Genomic DNA, 17,920 nt, shown 5'->3' with positions numbered 1-17,920 from the left:
GAACGGAGGACATTATGTTTGTAGATCAGGTCAAAGTATATGTAAAAGGCGGCGACGGCGGCAACGGGATGGTTGCGTTTCGCCGTGAAAAGTATGTGCCAAAAGGCGGCCCTGCCGGCGGCGACGGAGGAAAGGGAGGAGACGTCGTTTTTGAAGTAGATGAAGGTCTCCGCACCCTAATGGATTTTAGATACAAAAAACACTTTAAAGCGATTCGCGGCGAGCATGGCATGTCCAAAAACCAGCATGGGCGAAATGCCGATGATATGGTTATTAAAGTTCCACCAGGCACCGTTGTAACAGACGATGATACAAAGCAGGTCATCGCTGATTTAACAGAGCACGGACAGCAGGCTGTCATTGCAAGGGGCGGAAGAGGCGGAAGAGGGAATTCCCGCTTTGCTACACCGGCTAATCCTGCGCCTCAGCTTTCAGAAAACGGCGAGCCGGGAAAAGAACGCTACATTGTTCTTGAATTAAAAGTGCTTGCAGATGTCGGACTCGTCGGGTTCCCGAGCGTAGGAAAATCGACGTTGCTGTCTGTTGTCTCATCTGCAAAACCGAAAATTGCGGACTATCACTTTACAACGCTTGTGCCGAATCTCGGCATGGTTGAAACGGATGACGGACGCAGCTTTGTAATGGCAGATTTACCAGGACTGATTGAAGGCGCACACCAAGGCGTCGGACTTGGCCATCAGTTTTTGCGCCATATTGAACGGACACGGGTTATTGTTCACGTCATTGACATGTCCGGCTTAGAAGGCCGCGATCCGTATGATGATTATGTCACGATTAACCAGGAACTGAGCGAGTATAATCTGCGACTCACTGAGCGTCCGCAAATTATCGTTGCAAATAAAATGGACATGCCGGAAGCTGCAGAAAATCTTGAAGCCTTTAAAGAAAAACTGACGGATGATTATCCGGTATTCCCGATCAGCGCGGTGACAAGAGAAGGCCTTCGCGAGCTTCTGTTTGAGGTTGCCAATCAGCTTGAGAACACACCGGAGTTCCCGCTGTATGATGAGGAAGAGCTTACACAAAACCGTGTCATGTACACGATGGAAAATGAAGAAGTGCCATTTAACATTACACGCGATCCAGACGGTGTATTTGTGCTTTCAGGAGACAGCCTTGAGCGATTATTCAAGATGACTGATTTCTCACGTGATGAATCGGTTAAACGGTTTGCGAGACAGATGCGCGGAATGGGTGTTGATGAAGCACTCAGAGAACGCGGAGCCAAGGATGGAGATATTATCAGGCTTCTGGAATTTGAATTTGAATTTATTGATTAATGAAAGTTGGCTGAGAAGAGAGCCTGGTGTCAGGCTCTCTATTTTAAAGGGGAGATGCAAATGAAAGAGGAGACATTTTATCTTGTCCGTGAAGATGTATTGCCCGATGCAATGAGAAAAACGTTGGAAGTCAAAAAGCTGCTTGATCGAAAAAAAGCAGACTCAGTAGCAGATGCCGTTCAAAAGGTTGATTTAAGCCGAAGTGCATTTTATAAATACAGAGATGCTGTTTTTCCATTCTATACTATGGTTAAAGAACAAATTATCACACTTTTCTTTCATTTAGAGGACAGGTCAGGTGCGTTATCTCAGCTCCTTCAGGCGGTAGCTGATTCTGGTAGCAACGTTCTTTCCATTCACCAGACCATTCCGCTTCAAGGGAGAGCAAATGTGACACTGTCTATCAGTACGTCTGCAATGGAAGAAGACATTCATACATTAATGAATAAGCTCAGGAAGTTTGATTTTGTAGAAAAGGTTGAAATATTAGGTTCAGGTGCATAAGGGAGAGAAAATCGTCATGAAAGTCGGTTATTTAGGTCCAGCAGCTACATTTACACATCTAGCAGTCAGTTCTTGTTTTCAAAACGGCGCCGAACATGTGGCTTACCGCACCATTCCGGAGTGTATAGATGCGGCAGTTGCAGGCGAAGTTGATTTCGCTTTTGTTCCTTTGGAAAATGCATTAGAAGGATCAGTAAATCTGACAATAGACTATTTAATACATGAACAGCCCTTGCCAATCGTGGGTGAAATGACGTTGCCGATCCATCAGCATTTGCTCGTCCATCCCTCTAGAGAGAATGCGTGGAAAGAGCTCGACAAAATTTACTCACATTCGCACGCGATTGCGCAATGCCATAAATTTCTCCATCGTCAATTTCCTTCCGTTCCATATGAATACGCCAATTCTACCGGGGCGGCAGCAAAGTTTGTCAGTGACCATCCCGAGCTGAATATCGGGGTCATTGCCAATGAGATGGCAGCTTCTACATACGAATTAAAAATCGTGAAACGTGATATACAGGATTATAGGGACAATCATACAAGATTTGTTATCCTGTCCCCGGATGAAAACATATCTTTTGAAGTGAATTCAAAATTGAGTTCCAGGCCGAAAACGACCTTAATGGTCATGCTTCCGCAGGATGATCAGTCGGGGGCGCTGCATAGAGTGCTGTCTGCATTTTCTTGGAGAAATTTAAACTTGTCAAAAATTGAGTCACGTCCGACTAAAACGGGATTAGGCCATTATTTCTTTATTATTGATATTGAGAAAGCATTTGATGATGTATTGATTCCAGGAGCCATGCAGGAGCTTGAAGCGCTTGGCTGCAAAGTGAAGCTTTTGGGTGCATACCAGTCCTACCAATTATAAAAAAAGCCCTCTAGAGGGCTTTTTTTAGTCTTTAATTAAAATGCCGGCTTCTTCGAGTGCTTGGCAGGCTTGATCGATGCGGTGTTCATCAGATGCTGTCAATGTATGCAGATGCACGCCGTCGGTCAGCTGTGACAAGTAGGCAGCATTCGTAGAATTGATTTTTTTAATGAAATGGCTAACTTCCTTCCGGGTGCCTACTTGGATGGCTGCAGTTAAATCTCCGTAAACGGGATGCTCAATTTTTACGTCTTTCACTGTAACGCCTTCGTCCACGATGAGCTGCAGTTCCTCTTCTGTCCGTTCAGGACTGTGTAGACATGCTATGATCCTTTCCGCCTGCTGGTGCTGCTGAGCGGCCGCATCCATGTATACATATCCTTGGCTTGTGGCGATAATCGGTTCATTTTTCGCTTTCAAGAGCGATATATCCTGTACAATAACCTGTCTTGAAACGTTTGCTTTTTTTGCGAGTTCTCCTCCTGTCAGCGGTGATGCAGATTCCTTCAGCCACAGAAGAAGCTGGTCACGCCTGTTGGCGCCCATAAGCTTTAATTCCTCGGTCAATATCAAATTCTCCTTTCTTTTGTTCCCAAAGCATTGTAAACGTATGTAATAACTGATCCAGCTGGTCAGCTGTTGTATGCCTGCCAAAAGAGATGCGGATAAATTGCAGAGCCTCTTGTTCCGTTTTTCTTAATGCTTTCATCGTTGCTGACGGACCGTGGTAACCGGCAGAACAAGCGCTGCCCGTTGAAATGCAAATATTGCTCCGATTACATTCTAACATAACATATTGTCCTTCAAATGAGTGAAAAAAACACCCTACAATATGCGGAAGACATTCTGTTTGTGAAGTGTCTGCCGCAAGGGTTACAGGGAGAGAACGCATACGGATTTGGTCTAGAAAGTATGTTCTTAATGCCTCATTGCGGGGTATCTGTGTTTCCATTTCGCTTACGATCCATTCCGCCGCGGCAGTGAAGGCTCCGATCCCGGGAACATTTACGGTGCCGGCTCTGAATCCTCGTTCGTGAGTAGTGAGAGGATAAACGGGTTTCCAAGGGGCATCCGGGCGGATATAGACCGCACCCACTCCTTTAGGTCCATGGATTTTATGGCTCGATATTGAGAGTGCATCTACTCCCAAATCTTCTGTATTGATAGGAATTTTCCCAAACGTTTGAACAGCGTCGCAATGAAGAAGAATATCCCTGTTATGCAGGTATGAAGACAGACGTTGAATGGGCTGAATGATCCCGGTTTCAGAATTGGCATGCTGAATAGATATCAAGCCTGTCTCTGGACGGATATGAGCTGCTAATATTTCCTCGGTAATAAGCCCGTATTCATTCGGTTGAATGATGGTGACATCAAATCCATGCTGTTCCAGATATGCAGCACAGTTTTGAATAGACTGATGCTCCATGGCGGTCGTAATAAAATGTCTTTTCGTTTTTGGCAGGCCGTTTAGCAATGATTGAATGGCCAGAAAATTAGATTCAGTGCCGCCGCTTGTAAAATAGATGCCGCTTGCTTTACCGCTAATGATGTTGGCGATTTTTTCACGGCAGTACTCCAGTATGTGATTTGCTTTTCCTCCTGCATCGTGCAGGCTGCTTGCATTTCCGTACATATCCATGCTGAGCTTCTGATAAACGTTAAGAGCCTCCTCACAAATCGGCGTTGTCGCTGCATAATCTAAATAAATCATCCGGTCTTCCTCCATCCGTTCTCCATAAAAAACTCTTGAGTTTATTTTATCCTTGTGTAAATATAGGTGTCAAGACAGGTGTAAACAACAGGAGGATGACATATGTCTAAAAAGACGATTGCAGTCATCGGTTCAGGGGCGGCGGCACTTTCTTTAGCGGCAGCTTTCCCGCCGTCATACGAAGTGACTGTTATCACAAAAAAAAGCGCCAAAAACAGCAATTCTGTCTATGCACAAGGCGGGATTGCTGCGGCCTATACAAAAGGTGACTCGATTGAAGCCCATCTGGAGGATACGTTATACGCAGGGTGCGGCCATAATAATCCAGCTATTGCAGCAGATGTTTTACATGATGGAAAAATGATGATTCAAAGCCTATTGGAGCGTGAATTTCCATTTGACCGCAATGAACGAGGCGATGTTTGTCTCGGAAGAGAAGGAGCCCACTCATACAACCGTATATTTCATGCGGGCGGAGACGCAACAGGCAGGCTGCTTGTCGATTATTTGCTCAAACGGATCGACAGCAAAATTAAGTTAATCGAGCATGAAACGGCAGCAGAGTTGCTTATAGAGGATGGCCGCTGTATCGGCGTTATGACAAAAGACTGCAAGGGGCGGCTCAAGGTAAGGCATGCAGACGAAGTTGTGCTGGCTGCCGGCGGCTGCGGGAACCTGTTTCTTCACCATACGAATGATCCCTCTGTCACAGGTGACGGTCTTTCTCTGGCTTACAGGGCCGGAGCGGAAGTAACGGATTTAGAGTTTACACAGTTTCACCCGACACTGCTTGTGAAAAATGGTGTTTCCTATGGGCTTGTTTCAGAAGCTGTCAGAGGGGAAGGCGGATGTTTAGTAGACGAAAACGGCCGCCGGGTTATGGCTGAACGGCACCCTTTAGGTGACCTGGCTCCAAGGGACGTTGTCTCACGGGTTATTCATGAGGAAATGGCAAAAGGAAATCACGTTTATATTGACTTCAGTGCGATTTCTGATTTTGAAGCGCGTTTCCCTACCATCACCGCCATTTGTGAAAAAGCAGGGGTTGATATCCATAGTGGAAAAATCCCTGTTGCGCCGGGAATGCACTTCTTAATGGGGGGTGTTTCAGTTAATCGCTGGGGAGAAACGACAGTACCGGGGCTTTATGCGATTGGCGAGACTGCATGCTCTGGTTTACATGGAGCAAACCGGCTTGCGAGCAATTCCTTATTGGAGGCGCTGGTGTTTGGTAAAAGAGCAGCAGAGCATATTATGCAAAAACCGGTTTATAACAGGCAATATCAAGCGACTCCCAAAAACGTATTCTACGAGGTGCCAGATATAGAGGTGCATGAACTGCAAAGCCAAATGACAAGCCACATGTCTATTCTGCGGGAACAAAGCAGTTTGATTGAGCTTAGCATCTGGCTTCATACGCTGCCTTTTCAAAAAATGAATGTGAAGGATATCACAATTCGGCAGCTGGAGCTTTCTCATTTATGGCAAACTGCAAAGCTGATGACGTTTTCTGCGCTTTTACGGGAGGAAAGCAGGGGGGCTCACTTCCGCACCGATTTTCCTCATGCTGAGGTGAGCTGGCAGGGAAGACAAATTGTCCATACAAAAAAAGGAACGAAGATCAGAATAAACGAGGGGATTTGGAACAATGAATCATTTACAGCTGAAAAAATTACTGAATCACTTTTTTCTTGAGGATATTGGGTCAGGGGATCTTACATCGCAGTCTATTTTTGGAGAGCAGAGCTGTGAAGCGGAGATTGTTGCAAAGTCAGAGGGGATCTTTGCAGGGGCTGCGGTGATAAAAGAAGGCTTTGCTTTATTAGATAAAAATGTTCAAATCATTTTACACAAAAAAGATGGGGACATTTTGCGAAAAGGTGAAGTGATTGCAGTATTACGAGGTCCGGCGGCAGCGCTTCTTTCAGGAGAGCGGGTCGTATTAAATCTTATTCAGAGGCTGTCAGGAATTGCGACGATGACAAGAGAGGCTGTCCACAGGCTGGATGATGAACAGATTAAAATTTGTGACACGAGAAAAACAACACCGGGGCTGAGAATGCTGGAAAAATACGCTGTCAGAGCGGGTGGCGGGTATAATCATCGATTCGGCTTGTATGACGGTGTCATGATTAAAGACAATCATATTGCTGCATGCGGCTCTATTTTAGAGGCATGCCAGAAAGCTCGTCAGGCCGTGGGGCACATGGTAAATATCGAAGTGGAAATTGAAACGGAGGACCAGCTTCGAGAAGCAATTGAAGCAGGAGCAGATGTTATTATGTTTGACAACTGTCCGCCAGATACGGTCCGTCATTTTTCAAAGCTCACACCGGATCATATAAAAACTGAAGCCTCTGGCGGGATTACGTTAGAATCTTTGCCTGCTTTTAAAGGGACGGGTGTGAATTATATTTCCTTAGGATTTCTGACTCATTCCGTCAAAAGTTTAGATATCAGCATGGATGTTACGTTATCAAATGAATCTGTGGAGGAATGCCGTTATGTCAATTCTTGATGTGATCAAACAATCGAATGATATGATGCCGGAAAGTTACAAAGGACTGTCAAGAAAGGATATGGAAATGCGTGTTGCCGCCATTAAGGAAAAGTTCGGCAGCAGGCTCTTTATACCAGGCCATCATTATCAAAAGGATGAAGTGATACAATTTGCTGACCAAACAGGCGACTCCCTGCAATTGGCCCAAGTAGCGGAAAAAAACAAAGAAGCGGATTACATCGTATTTTGCGGCGTTCACTTTATGGCAGAGACCGCTGATATGCTGACAGGCGAGCAGCAAACGGTTGTCCTGCCAGATATGAGAGCTGGATGTTCTATGGCTGACATGGCTGACATGCAGCAAACCAATAGGGCATGGGAGAAGCTTCAGCATATATTTGGAGATACGATCATACCTTTAACTTATGTGAACTCCACTGCGGAGATCAAGGCATTCGTCGGAAAGCATGGCGGAGCAACTGTGACTTCTTCGAATGCGAAAAAAGTGCTTGAATGGGCGTTTACACAGAAAAAAAGAATTTTATTTTTGCCTGATCAGCATTTAGGGAGAAATACGGCTTATGATCTGGGCATTGCGCTTGAAGATATGGCGGTGTGGGACCCGATTACAGATGAATTAGTGACTGAATCCGAGCATACGAATGTGAAAGTGATTTTGTGGAAAGGGCATTGTTCTGTTCACGAGAAATTCACCACTAAAAATATCCATGATATGAGAGAGCGTGACCCCGACATTCAGATCATTGTGCACCCGGAATGCTCCCACGAAGTCGTGACACTAAGCGATGATAGCGGATCAACTAAATATATTATCGACACAATCAACCAGGCTCCGGCGGGAAGCAAGTGGGCAATCGGGACAGAAATGAATCTTGTCCAGCGGATCATTCATGAGCACCCTGATAAACAAATCGAATCACTCAACCCTGACATGTGCCCTTGCCTGACAATGAACCGAATCGATTTGCCGCATTTGTTGTGGTCGTTGGAACAAATTGAAAAAGGAGAGCCTTCAGGCGTCATTAAGGTGCCAAAAGCCATTCAGGAGGATGCACTCCTTGCCCTGAATCGAATGCTTTCGATCACGTAGATCAGAAATATTTCCCTTCCTGTACTCATAACTTCTTTTGTTCAGGCATATGTTGTGAAGAAACATATTGTAAGCACAGCTGAACTGTTCACGTTTTGCATAGGAGGGGAAAACGTTGAAAATCCATATCGTTCAAAAAGGCGATTCGCTCTGGAAAATAGCTGAAAAGTACGGAGTCGATGTTGAGGAAGTGAAAAAACTCAATACACAGCTTAGTAATCCAGACTTAATCATGCCTGGAATGAAAATAAAAGTGCCGTCAGAAGGCGTCCCGGTCAGAAAAGAGCCAAAAGCGGGCAAAAGTCCTGCGGCCGGGAATGTGAAGCAAGAACATCCATATGCGAAAGAGAAGCCTAAATCCGTTGTCGACGTAGAAGACACAAAGCCGAAAGAAAAGAAGTCTGTGCCGTATGTCCCGCCGATGCCTAATTTGCAGGAAAATGTGTATCCTGAAGCTGATGTGAACGAGTATTATGATATGAAACAGCTTTTCCAGCCTTGGTCGCCTCCTAAACCGGAGGAGCCGAAAAAACATCATGACGGAAATATAGATCATATGTATCATATGCAAGATCAATTTCCACAACAGGAGGCTATGAGTAATATGGAAAATGCAAATTATCCGAATATGCCTAATATGCCAAAGGCGCCAGAAGTAGGCGGTGTAGAAGAAGAAAACGTTCATCACACAGTTCCGAATATGCCGGCTGTTCAGCCTTATTTTCATTATCCGGCTCATTTTGTACCATGTCCGGTGCCTGTTTCGCCAATTCTTCCAGGATCCGGATTGTGCTATCCGTTCTATCCTGCACATGCTTATCCGTATCCGATGCATGGATATCAGCCAGGCTTTGTCTCGCCTCAGTATGACTCGGGTTATGAAAACCAGCATCATGAAAACAGCCACCACGGACATTACGGTTCATACATTGATCCGCATTACGCATCTCCGGCTTATGGATCTCCGTATGGACATATGCCATATGGCCCTTATTATGGCACTCCCCAAGTAATGGGAGCGTACCAGCCTGCTGCGGCTCCTGGTTACATGCCGTACAAAGATCATGACGACTGCGGCTGTGACGGTGATCATCAGCCATATTTCTCTGCGCCTGGCCACTCGGGACTGGGATCTTATGGAAGTCCTAATATGCCATATGGCACAGCTAACCCAAATCCAAACCCATATTCGGCAGGAGTTTCTATGCCAATGACGAATCAGCCTTCTGTAAACCAAATGTTTGGCCGGCCGGAAGAAGAAAATGAGTGATCGTTCGGAACGATGTAAATCGTTCCTTTTTTTGTTTTCAAGCAGATCACTGCCAAATGGACAGAACTGACACGCTTAACATGCCCCTCGGACGCACATGATAAAAACGAGCAAACATGCTCAATTCGTCCACGGGGGGTTTTTCCATTGGGTAAAAAAATGACGATCGCTAGCTTGATTCTTATGACAGCCGGCTTAACAGCATGCGGAGCAAACGATAATAATGCCATGAATGATACGCGCAATAACGGCAATACCCGTCCAATCGGATATTATACAAATGAAAACGATGCTGACAGACAGGGAGACGGAATCGACCACGATGGTCCTGTTTCTGAATTAATGGAGGATCAGAACGACGGTAACCGAAACACCACGAATGTAAATAACCGTGACCGTGTTACTGCTGACGATCGCGTTCCTCTGGCTACTGATGGAACATATAACAACACGAATAACCGAAACATGAATCGGAATGTGGCGTACAATGGGTATGACAACCAAGAAAACAGAAGACTGGCGGCCAAAATTGCCAACCGTGTGAAACAAGTGAAAAATGTCAATGACACACAAGTGATGGTATCGGATGACCGAGTAGTTGTCGCAGTCAGAAGCCACAGGGATTTCACAAAGTCTGACAGAGATAATGTCGCAAAAGCTGCTCGCAACTATGCGAATGGCCGTGACGTCCAAGTATCGACAGATAAAGGGCTGTTCAGAAGACTTCATAAAATGAACACCCGCTAAGGATGAAAGGCTGCCGGAAGATAGTGATATTCGGCAGCCTTTTTCTTTGCATCAGCGAATAATACCCATTAAAGTGTACATAGAAAAAGGAAAAGCAGGTGAAAACATGGCAGGCCATTCTAAGTGGAAAAACATACAAAAGAGAAAAAATGCACAGGATGCAAAGCGCGGGAAAATATTTATGAAGCTTGCGAAAGAAATCTATGTGGCAGCGAAAGAAGGCGGAGCGGATCCGGAAGCAAATTCAGCATTGCGTCTAGTTATCGAAAAAGCAAAGGGCGCCAATATGCCGAATGATAATATAGACCGGGCCATTAAAAAAGCTGCGGGAGGCCAAGATGGAAGCAGCTATGAAGAAATCACCTACGAAGGCTACGGTCCTTCAGGGATTGCCGTCATGGTTGAATGCGTAACAGATAATAAAAACCGAACGGCGTCAAATGTGCGAACTGCCTTTAATAAAAATGGCGGAAGCCTGGGAGAAAGCGGATGTGTAGCCTTTTTATTTGAACGGAAGGGATTCATTACGATAGACCGGACTAAACAGCAAATAGAAGAAGATGAACTCATGCTTGATGTGCTGGAAGCAGGAGGAGAAGAACTGCGGGCTGAAGAAGACCTATATGAGGTTTTAACAGAGCCTGAGTCTTTTGAAGAGGTAAAAACAGCGCTCGAATCGAAATATCCAATTTCTTCAGCGGAGGTGACCATGCTCCCCAAAACCTATGCAGATGCCGATGACCAGGCTGTTGAGAAACTGGAAACATTAATAGACATCCTTGAAGATGATGATGATGTTCAAGAAGTGTATACTAATTATCGCTCATAAAAAACCGGCACGATGTCATATCGGGCCGGTTTTTAGTTTGTTTAAGAGACACGTTCATTTTCATTAGTGTATTCTTTCTCCCAGAAATCAGCGTTTTTGATACCCAGCGTTTTCGGATCAAAGACCGGGTCTAAGCCCTGCTTCTTTTGGCGTTCATAATCCTTTAAAGCGAGAAGCGCCGGTTTGGCAAGCAGCACAATGGCAATGACATTCAGCCATACCATTATGCCAAGCCCTGCATCGCCCAATGCCCAAGCAAGTGAAGCTGTTTTCACAGTCCCATAGAACGTGGCGGCTAAAATAATCAGTTTTAAGCCGAGCATTGCCCATTTGCTTTCTCTGCCCCGTGCTAAATAAGCAATATTTGTTTCTGCGATGTAGTAATACGCCATAATTGTTGTAAATGCGAAGAAGAATAAAGCGATGGCAACAAAGCCTGCACCAAATCCGGGGAGAACACTGTCAATTGCCGCTTGTGTGAAACCAGGTCCTGCTTCTACGCCTTTAAGGTGATGGACGATAAAGGAACCATCTGCAGCCTGGGTATTGTACATACCGGTAAACAAGATCATGAAAGCTGTAGCGGAACATACAAACAAGGTGTCGATATAAACAGAAAATGCCTGAACCAGTCCCTGCTTGACCGGATGAGAAACTTCTGCAGCGGCTGCGGGATGCGGTCCTGTTCCCTGGCCGGCTTCGTTTGAGTAAATCCCACGTTTAACACCCCAGGATATCGCCATGCCAATTAAGCCGCCAAAAGCGGAATCCAATGCAAAAGCGCTTTTGAATATCAGCGAGATCACAGCAGGCAATTCAGACACGTTCATGACAATAATAATCAAAGACAGCAGGATATATCCAAGGGCCATAAAAGGAACAATCATTTGCGCGGCATTAGCAATTCGTTTGACGCCGCCAAAAATAATAAACCCTAATAATAAAACGAGAGCACACCCTGTAATGAAAGGAGAGATGCCGAATGCATTTTTGACCCCGGCCGCAATGGAGTTGGACTGTACGCCCGGCATCAGAAGGGCCATTGCAATCAGCGCAGCAGCGGCAAATAAGACGGCAAACCACTTAATGCCTAAGCCTTTTTCTATATAATAAGCAGGGCCGCCCCGATATTGACCGTCTTGTTTCACTTTATAAATTTGGGCAAGCGTTGATTCAACAAAGGCACTCGCCGCCCCGATAAAGGCAATCGCCCACATCCAGAACACAGCGCCGGGTCCGCCAAATGCAATTGCTGTCGCCACTCCTGCGATGTTTCCTGTACCCACTCGGCCGGACAGCGCAATTGATAATGCTTGAAAAGAAGAAACGCCAGCTTCAGAGCTCTTTCCTTTAAACATCTGAACAATCATTTCTTTCAAATGTCTGACTTGTAAAAAACGGGTCATAATTGAAAAGACCAATCCAATTCCCAATAAAATATAAATGACGGGGGTACTCCATAATACCGCGTTTAAACTAGCAACAATATCTGCCATCAAGCTTCCTCCTCACTTCCATTCGAATACATGTATAAAAAGGATTTTGGGCTAATCGAACTATTTCTACAATCGATTTGTCACATTATATGACTGATAATTATCAATAAGAAGAGGAAGAAAAAAAGAAAAAACGCGGCGTATCGATTACGCTGCGTTTTTCTGCAGAGGCCGACTTAGGGCAATTGTTATAAAATTCTTGCAACAATTAGCCTAGTTCAGTCAATCCGTATATAAAAGAACAAGCGAGCACAATTGCTTGTTCTTCTTATTCATGTATCGTCACCTCACTTGTGCCTGAGGCGGTTCTTCACGGATCCAATGATCATCTTTTCGCCAATCATACGGTTTCATCAGTATCGAGGTGTAATGTCTGATTGCCGATTTTCACTGTGTTGTGATTGATCCATGTCACTGCTGGACGGCTGTCCGGATAATTCCAATAGATTGTTCTCTTAACAAGTGTTTTTTCATTTACAAGTTCACCTCTGGCCGCATCTAAGCTTAAGGTGTTTTCGGATACGTAAGTGTTTAACGTATAGCTGCCGTCAGGCGATTCAACCGATTGGACGAGGTTTCCTTTCGGAACGTTTTTTAGTGAAAATAACATCCAATAAACGGCGCCGCAAAAGAATACCAGCAGCATAAACATCAACGGGACTTTGCTGCGTGTCTTGATGTGACTCTCTCCCTTTTTTTCTCTCATTTTACCATATATCGGATTCATATGATCTTTACATTTCTTTAAAATTAACTCAATAAAGCAATGATATGATGAAATAAAACCAATAAGGGTGAGGGGAGACAGAAAATGAAGAAAACGTATTGTCATTCCGGAGAGAAGGACTCAGAAGCGGTCTACTTAACTGTGAGAGGCTATCGAATTAAGCTGTCGCCTGAACAAATGAAACTGATTTCTACCGTAAGATAGTAAACATCAGAACAAAGGCAGCCACACAAGCGGCTGCCTTTTTGATTTAAGAATACTTTCTTTTCCGCTGTGCGAAATGCCTTTGAAACCAATCTTTCTTATATAAAAATGCGATGATCTCCAGCCAAAAACCCGGAATCCTTTTGGGGAATATCGGTTTTTTGTAGAGTGAATGGTATGCTGATTTTAAGTCGTTCCACTGCGTGCATGTTTTTGTCTGCTCAAATCTCGCAACATCAATCACCCGCACCGCTCCGGTTTCTGTCAATATCAGATTCCGCAAATGAATGTCTGACGGGTTCAGTCCGGCTGCCCGGGCGTCAGAAAGTGCTTCTTCAACCTGCTGAATCATGTTATCACTGATTGCAATGCCTTTCTTCAGACAGTTATAAAAGGTTTCACCTTTAATATATTCCATAAGAATAAATGAATCGCCAGTTTCGTAAATGTCAGGATAGAATGCGGACCCGGCTAATTTTTCATAGATCGCGGCTTCTTTGACTGCTGTCGCTTGATACTCCGGAAAAAATACTTTCAGCGCCATTTTCCGGCCGCCTTCTGTTAAGGCAAATACATAGGCGCTTCTACCCTTGCCGATTAGTGTTAATTCCTCGGATTTCTCTTTGACTTTATCAAATCTGCTGTTTTTGCGGTATATGACTGAATGGGCCAGTTCCTCTGCTTTTGTCAGCATTTCATTCACCTTCTTTGCTCTATTTTATGCAGTCGTTTATAGGAAAATCATAAACTGTTCAGGAAAAAGAGCCTAATTCTAGTGTATCTGGTCTTGGAGAAGAAGGCTACTTATAAGCATAAATTGTGATAAAAGAGACATAGAGCGTTTATTTCCATTCTTGAAAAGCGCTTACAAATGGGATAGTATTAATTTTAAATAAAGCGCTTTCGTGAATATTCAAGGGGGAACATGCGATGACAAAACAGATTGTGACAGGGATTATCGGTGCAGGCCGCATCGGCAAACTTCATGTTCAAAATATAAGCCGGATTCCTCACATGAAATTAAAAGCAATCTCTGATATTCAGGCGAGCCGTATAAAAAGCTGGGCCGACAGTCATCAGATTGAATACATAACTTCTGATTATCGTGATTTATTACATGATCCTGAAATTGATGCTGTTTTTATTTGCTCACCTACAGCCGTACATGCACAGATGATCAGAGAAGCAGCCGAAGCGAAAAAGCATATTTTTTGTGAGAAGCCAGTTAGTTTCTCTCTAGATGAAACAAGAGAAGCGCTTGCGGCCGTCCGGAAACATGGAGTAACACTTCAAGTCGGTTTTAACCGCCGCTTTGATCCTCATTTTAAGAAAATCAAAACAGTTGTTGAAAATGGTGAAATCGGTACACCTCACTTATTAAAAATCACGTCTCGGGATCCAGAACCCCCGAATATAGATTATGTCCGCATGTCAGGCGGCTTGTTTTTGGATATGTCAATCCATGATTTTGATATGGCCAGATATATTTTGGGAAGTGAAGTGACAGAAGTGTATGCAAAAGGGTCGGCTTTGGTGAATCCTTCTTTTGCGGAGCTTGGGGATATTGATACAGCTGTTATTACGCTGACTTTTGAAAACGGTGCCATGGCCGTGATTGATAACAGCCGCCAAGCAGTGTACGGATATGACCAGCGGGTAGAGGTTTTCGGGACGAAAGGCTCTGCAGCGGCGGACAATAGCAGGCCGACGACGGTTGAAGTGTCAACCGCTGATTTTGTGATGAAGGATAAACCGCATTTCTTTTTCCTTGAACGCTATAAGGATGCGTATGAGGAGGAGATTCTCCGTTTTGCAGAAGCGATCAGCACAAAGCAGGAGACTGCCTGCACCGGCAATGACGGTTTACAGGCCGAACGGATTGCCAGAGCAGCACAGCAATCGCTTGCTTTTGGCATGCCTGTCAGTATTGAGCACACTGAAAAAATCGCTTTTTAATCAAAAAGGATTACAATTCCGCAAGCTTGGGTATATACTCCATTGATACTTTAAGTAGGCGGTGGAGAAAATGAATACAGTACATGCTAAAGGAAATGTTTTGAACAAAATCGGAATTCCTTCTCACATGGTTTGGGGTTATATTGGCGTTGTCATCTTTATGGTTGGAGACGGCCTCGAACAAGGCTGGCTGTCTCCTTTTCTCGTGGATCATGGTCTCAGTATGCAGCAATCCGCATCGTTATTTACCATGTACGGCATTGCTGTCACCATCTCGGCTTGGCTTTCAGGAACGTTTGTGCAAACGTGGGGGCCGAGAAAAACGATGACGATCGGATTGCTTGCGTTTATCCTCGGTTCGGCCGCTTTTATCGGCTGGGCGATTCCTCATATGTATTATCCGGCTCTCTTAGGCAGCTATGCCCTTAGAGGCTTGGGATATCCGCTGTTTGCATACTCTTTTCTCGTGTGGGTATCATACAGCACCTCTCAAAAAATTCTCGGAAAAGCTGTCGGCTGGTTTTGGTTTATGTTTACGTGCGGCCTTAACGTACTCGGCCCGTTCTATTCCAGCTATGCGGTTCCTGCCTTTGGAGAAATCAATACGCTTTGGAGTGCATTGCTGTTTGTGGCGGCAGGCGGATTTCTAGCCTTATTTTTTAACAAAGATAAATTCGCCCCAGCAAAAAAACAAGATCAGCCGAAATGGAAAGAACTGTCGAAGGCATTTACAATTATGTTTGAAAACCCTAAGGTCGGCATCGGCGGAGTGGTCAAAACGATTAATGCAATAGGACAATTTGGATTTGCCATCTTTCTTCCGACTTATTTAGCACATTACGGGTATTCGGTTTCGGAATGGCTGCAAATTTGGGGGACGCTGTTTTTTGTGAATATTGTGTTTAATCTTATTTTTGGCGCAGTTGGAGATAAACTTGGCTGGCGCAATACCGTCATGTGGTTTGGCGGTGTCGGATGCGGCATTTTTACGCTGGCGCTTTATTACACGCCTCAGCTGATCGGGCATCAGTATTGGGTGATGATGATGATCGCCTGCTGCTACGGCGCGGCATTAGCCGGCTACGTTCCATTAAGCGCTCTTTTGCCAACGCTTGCGCCTGATAATAAAGGCGCTGCCATGTCGGTGTTGAATTTGGGATCTGGTTTGTGTGCGTTTATCGCGCCGGGTATCGTGAGCCTTTTCATTGGACCGCTCGGTGCAGGCGGCGTAATTTGGATCTTTGCGGCATTGTATTTTTTCAGTGCTTTTCTGACGCAATTCTTGACAATTCCTGAGCAAGGAACAGAGGTGTATACGGAGGAACGGTTTATCAGGGAAAATGTGCAGACAAATTTTGATAAAACGGTTAAGCAGTAGCCTCTTTGGTCAAACTAATCATAAACGTGTGCAAAGAGGTGTAGAGGGTGAAACGATTCAGCACGGCGTATCTTTTGCTGGGCATTCTTTGCTCAGCCGCAGTATTTCAAATAGGCGCTCCTTCCCGCGCGCTTGGCGCGGAAGTGGAGCATTATGAACCGCTGCAGGTGCATGTGCAGCTTGAAAAGGTGTATTTGGACGGCGATGTCAGCATTGAGCATAAGCGTGAAAAAGTGCTTTCCATGGATGATTTTTGGGCGGCTTATGCCGGATGGACGCTTGTGGAACAAAAAAAGGGATATGTGCTCTTCCGGAAGCAAATGGACGATATTTCTCCGCTCAGCAAAGTGAACGGGTATATCGGTGTATCGGATAATGGAGTGATTTCCACTTTTCATGGGCGGCCTGAGCCAGCTTCCGAACCCATTCAGTCTTTTTTTCAAATTGATTTAGAAAGGCTGGAAAGCCACATGCAAAAAAATCTGTTGAAAGGCATTCCTTTTCGGACAAAAGCGGAGTTCGAGGATGTCATCGAACATATTAAGACATACAGCGGGTAACGTCATCTGATTGAAGACATGTATTCATGTCTTTTTTTCGTGAAAGAATGAGAGAGAAGCGAACGTATGTTAACTTTTCTATAAGACTTTGGCTGTTTTTATGGTACAATGAAGAACAGTCAAAGAGGTGAATGTGCGTGATTGAATTTGTTAAAGGGACGATTGATTATGTATCTCCCCAATATATCGTCATAGAGAACGGAGGCATCGGCTATCAGATTTTCACGCCGAATCCGTTTATATATAAGGAGAGAAACCGAGAAACGATTTTTACATATCATCATATCAGAGAGGATGCTTTTTCGCTTTACGGTTTTTCAACGAGAGAGGAGAAGGCGCTCTTTACAAAGCTGTTAAACGTGACCGGAATTGGGCCGAAAGGAGCACTTGCCATCTTGGGATCGGGTGATCCGGGAGCGGTCATCCAAGCAATTGAAAATGAGGATGAAGCTTTTTTGGTCAAGTTTCCTGGGGTAGGAAAGAAAACCGCACGCCAGATTATTCTAGATTTAAAAGGAAAGCTGGCAGATGTTGTGCCTGAAATGATTGAAAATCTGTTTAATCATGAAGAAAGGCTTGAAAAGCAAACAGCGGAAACGGCTCTCGAAGAAGCACTTGAAGCCCTCAGGGTTCTCGGATATGCTGAAAAAGAAATCAAAAAGGTGCTTCCTCACCTTAAAGAAGAAATTGGGCTGACAACAGACCAATATGTGAAAAAAGCATTACAAAAACTATTAAAGTAAGGTGAT

General features: G+C 44.7%; 18 protein-coding genes and 1 pseudogene. 14 read left to right on the top strand and 5 right to left on the bottom strand.

All coding sequences use genetic code 11. The features are described from left to right. The first annotated feature begins 14 nt into the window (after positions 1-14). The 3 genes from obgE to pheA are packed head-to-tail and all read left to right on the top strand — an operon-like array spanning position 15 to position 2,679. Positions 15-1,301: a GTPase ObgE gene (gene obgE, locus BFW96_RS12925; protein ID WP_069839617.1), complete on the top strand. Its 1,287-nt coding sequence runs from the start codon at positions 15-17 to the stop codon at positions 1,299-1,301. 60 nt (positions 1,302-1,361) lie between these two features. Then, positions 1,362-1,805, top strand: a complete 444-nt coding sequence (thrR, locus tag BFW96_RS12920) for a transcriptional regulator ThrR (protein WP_003222630.1) — start codon at positions 1,362-1,364, stop codon at positions 1,803-1,805. 16 nt (positions 1,806-1,821) lie between these two features. Further along, the gene (gene pheA, locus BFW96_RS12915) at positions 1,822-2,679 is read left to right on the top strand and encodes a prephenate dehydratase (protein WP_014664840.1); all 858 of its coding nucleotides are present in this window, start codon (positions 1,822-1,824) and stop codon (positions 2,677-2,679) included. A gap of 24 nt (positions 2,680-2,703) precedes the next feature. Here pheA and BFW96_RS12910 read toward each other — a convergent pair whose 3' ends face one another. Both BFW96_RS12910 and BFW96_RS12905 read right to left on the bottom strand, forming a co-directional pair. Further along, a complete protein-coding gene (locus BFW96_RS12910) occupies positions 2,704-3,246 on the bottom strand; it encodes a transcription repressor NadR (RefSeq protein WP_014664839.1) in 543 nt (180 codons plus the stop codon). After that, a complete protein-coding gene (locus BFW96_RS12905; protein WP_041521395.1) occupies positions 3,206-4,393 on the bottom strand; it encodes an IscS subfamily cysteine desulfurase in 1,188 nt (395 codons plus the stop codon). Before BFW96_RS12905 ends, BFW96_RS12910 begins: the two co-directional genes overlap by 41 nt. A 102-nt stretch (positions 4,394-4,495) precedes the next feature. Between BFW96_RS12905 and nadB the strand changes: the two genes are divergently transcribed. From nadB to BFW96_RS12875, 6 genes are all read left to right on the top strand, one after another. Beyond that, positions 4,496-6,088: an L-aspartate oxidase gene (nadB, locus tag BFW96_RS12900; RefSeq protein WP_069839616.1), complete on the top strand. Its 1,593-nt coding sequence runs from the start codon at positions 4,496-4,498 to the stop codon at positions 6,086-6,088. After that, on the top strand, positions 6,042-6,911 hold the full coding sequence (gene nadC / locus BFW96_RS12895; protein ID WP_014664836.1) for a carboxylating nicotinate-nucleotide diphosphorylase: 870 nt from the start codon (positions 6,042-6,044) through the stop codon (positions 6,909-6,911). The genes nadB and nadC overlap by 47 nt, the downstream gene beginning before the upstream one ends. Beyond that, the gene (gene nadA / locus BFW96_RS12890; protein ID WP_014664835.1) at positions 6,898-8,004 is read left to right on the top strand and encodes a quinolinate synthase NadA; all 1,107 of its coding nucleotides are present in this window, start codon (positions 6,898-6,900) and stop codon (positions 8,002-8,004) included. The genes nadC and nadA overlap by 14 nt, the downstream gene beginning before the upstream one ends. Positions 8,005-8,119: 115 nt before the next feature. Continuing rightward, the gene (gene safA, locus BFW96_RS12885) at positions 8,120-9,274 is read left to right on the top strand and encodes a spore coat assembly protein SafA (protein ID WP_069839615.1); all 1,155 of its coding nucleotides are present in this window, start codon (positions 8,120-8,122) and stop codon (positions 9,272-9,274) included. A gap of 147 nt (positions 9,275-9,421) precedes the next feature. Continuing rightward, positions 9,422-10,021: a spore germination protein SgpA gene (sgpA, locus tag BFW96_RS12880; RefSeq protein WP_040082279.1), complete on the top strand. Its 600-nt coding sequence runs from the start codon at positions 9,422-9,424 to the stop codon at positions 10,019-10,021. A 106-nt stretch (positions 10,022-10,127) separates the two neighbouring features. Then, on the top strand, positions 10,128-10,850 hold the full coding sequence (locus BFW96_RS12875; protein WP_069839614.1) for a YebC/PmpR family DNA-binding transcriptional regulator: 723 nt from the start codon (positions 10,128-10,130) through the stop codon (positions 10,848-10,850). A 41-nt stretch (positions 10,851-10,891) separates the two neighbouring features. Here the strand turns inward: BFW96_RS12875 and BFW96_RS12870 are convergent, their stop codons facing one another. Together BFW96_RS12870 and BFW96_RS21530 are read right to left on the bottom strand one after the other, a co-directional pair. After that, positions 10,892-12,346: an alanine/glycine:cation symporter family protein gene (locus tag BFW96_RS12870; protein WP_069839613.1), complete on the bottom strand. Its 1,455-nt coding sequence runs from the start codon at positions 12,344-12,346 to the stop codon at positions 10,892-10,894. Between the two features lie 282 nt (positions 12,347-12,628). Beyond that, positions 12,629-12,956: pseudogene (locus tag BFW96_RS21530) on the bottom strand (DUF5412 family protein). Between the two features lie 201 nt (positions 12,957-13,157). On the opposite strand from BFW96_RS21530, the gene BFW96_RS21525 reads away from it, so the two are divergent. Beyond that, the gene (locus tag BFW96_RS21525) at positions 13,158-13,277 is read left to right on the top strand and encodes a hypothetical protein (protein WP_014664829.1); all 120 of its coding nucleotides are present in this window, start codon (positions 13,158-13,160) and stop codon (positions 13,275-13,277) included. Positions 13,278-13,323: 46 nt separating this feature from the next. Here BFW96_RS21525 and BFW96_RS12855 read toward each other — a convergent pair whose 3' ends face one another. After that, positions 13,324-13,971 (bottom strand): phosphotransferase, encoded by a 648-nt coding sequence (locus BFW96_RS12855; protein ID WP_069839612.1) that lies wholly within the window; start codon positions 13,969-13,971, stop codon positions 13,324-13,326. A 236-nt stretch (positions 13,972-14,207) separates the two neighbouring features. On the opposite strand from BFW96_RS12855, the gene iolG reads away from it, so the two are divergent. The 4 genes from iolG to ruvA all read left to right on the top strand — a co-directional run bounded on the left by iolG (position 14,208) and on the right by ruvA (position 17,914). Beyond that, a complete protein-coding gene (gene iolG / locus BFW96_RS12850; protein WP_069839611.1) occupies positions 14,208-15,233 on the top strand; it encodes an inositol 2-dehydrogenase in 1,026 nt (341 codons plus the stop codon). A gap of 70 nt (positions 15,234-15,303) precedes the next feature. Further along, positions 15,304-16,611 (top strand): MFS transporter, encoded by a 1,308-nt coding sequence (locus BFW96_RS12845; protein ID WP_069839610.1) that lies wholly within the window; start codon positions 15,304-15,306, stop codon positions 16,609-16,611. A gap of 47 nt (positions 16,612-16,658) precedes the next feature. Then, positions 16,659-17,171: a sporulation cell-cell signaling protein BofC gene (gene bofC, locus BFW96_RS12840; protein ID WP_040082284.1), complete on the top strand. Its 513-nt coding sequence runs from the start codon at positions 16,659-16,661 to the stop codon at positions 17,169-17,171. A 137-nt stretch (positions 17,172-17,308) separates the two neighbouring features. Next, positions 17,309-17,914: a Holliday junction branch migration protein RuvA gene (gene ruvA, locus BFW96_RS12835; protein ID WP_069839609.1), complete on the top strand. Its 606-nt coding sequence runs from the start codon at positions 17,309-17,311 to the stop codon at positions 17,912-17,914. Positions 17,915-17,920: the final 6 nt, after the last annotated feature.

Source organism: Bacillus sp. F56 (genome assembly GCF_001748205.1).
In the GTDB taxonomy this organism is placed as follows: domain Bacteria; phylum Bacillota; class Bacilli; order Bacillales; family Bacillaceae; genus Bacillus; species Bacillus stercoris.
This window is presented reverse-complemented; position numbering and strand designations above follow the sequence as displayed.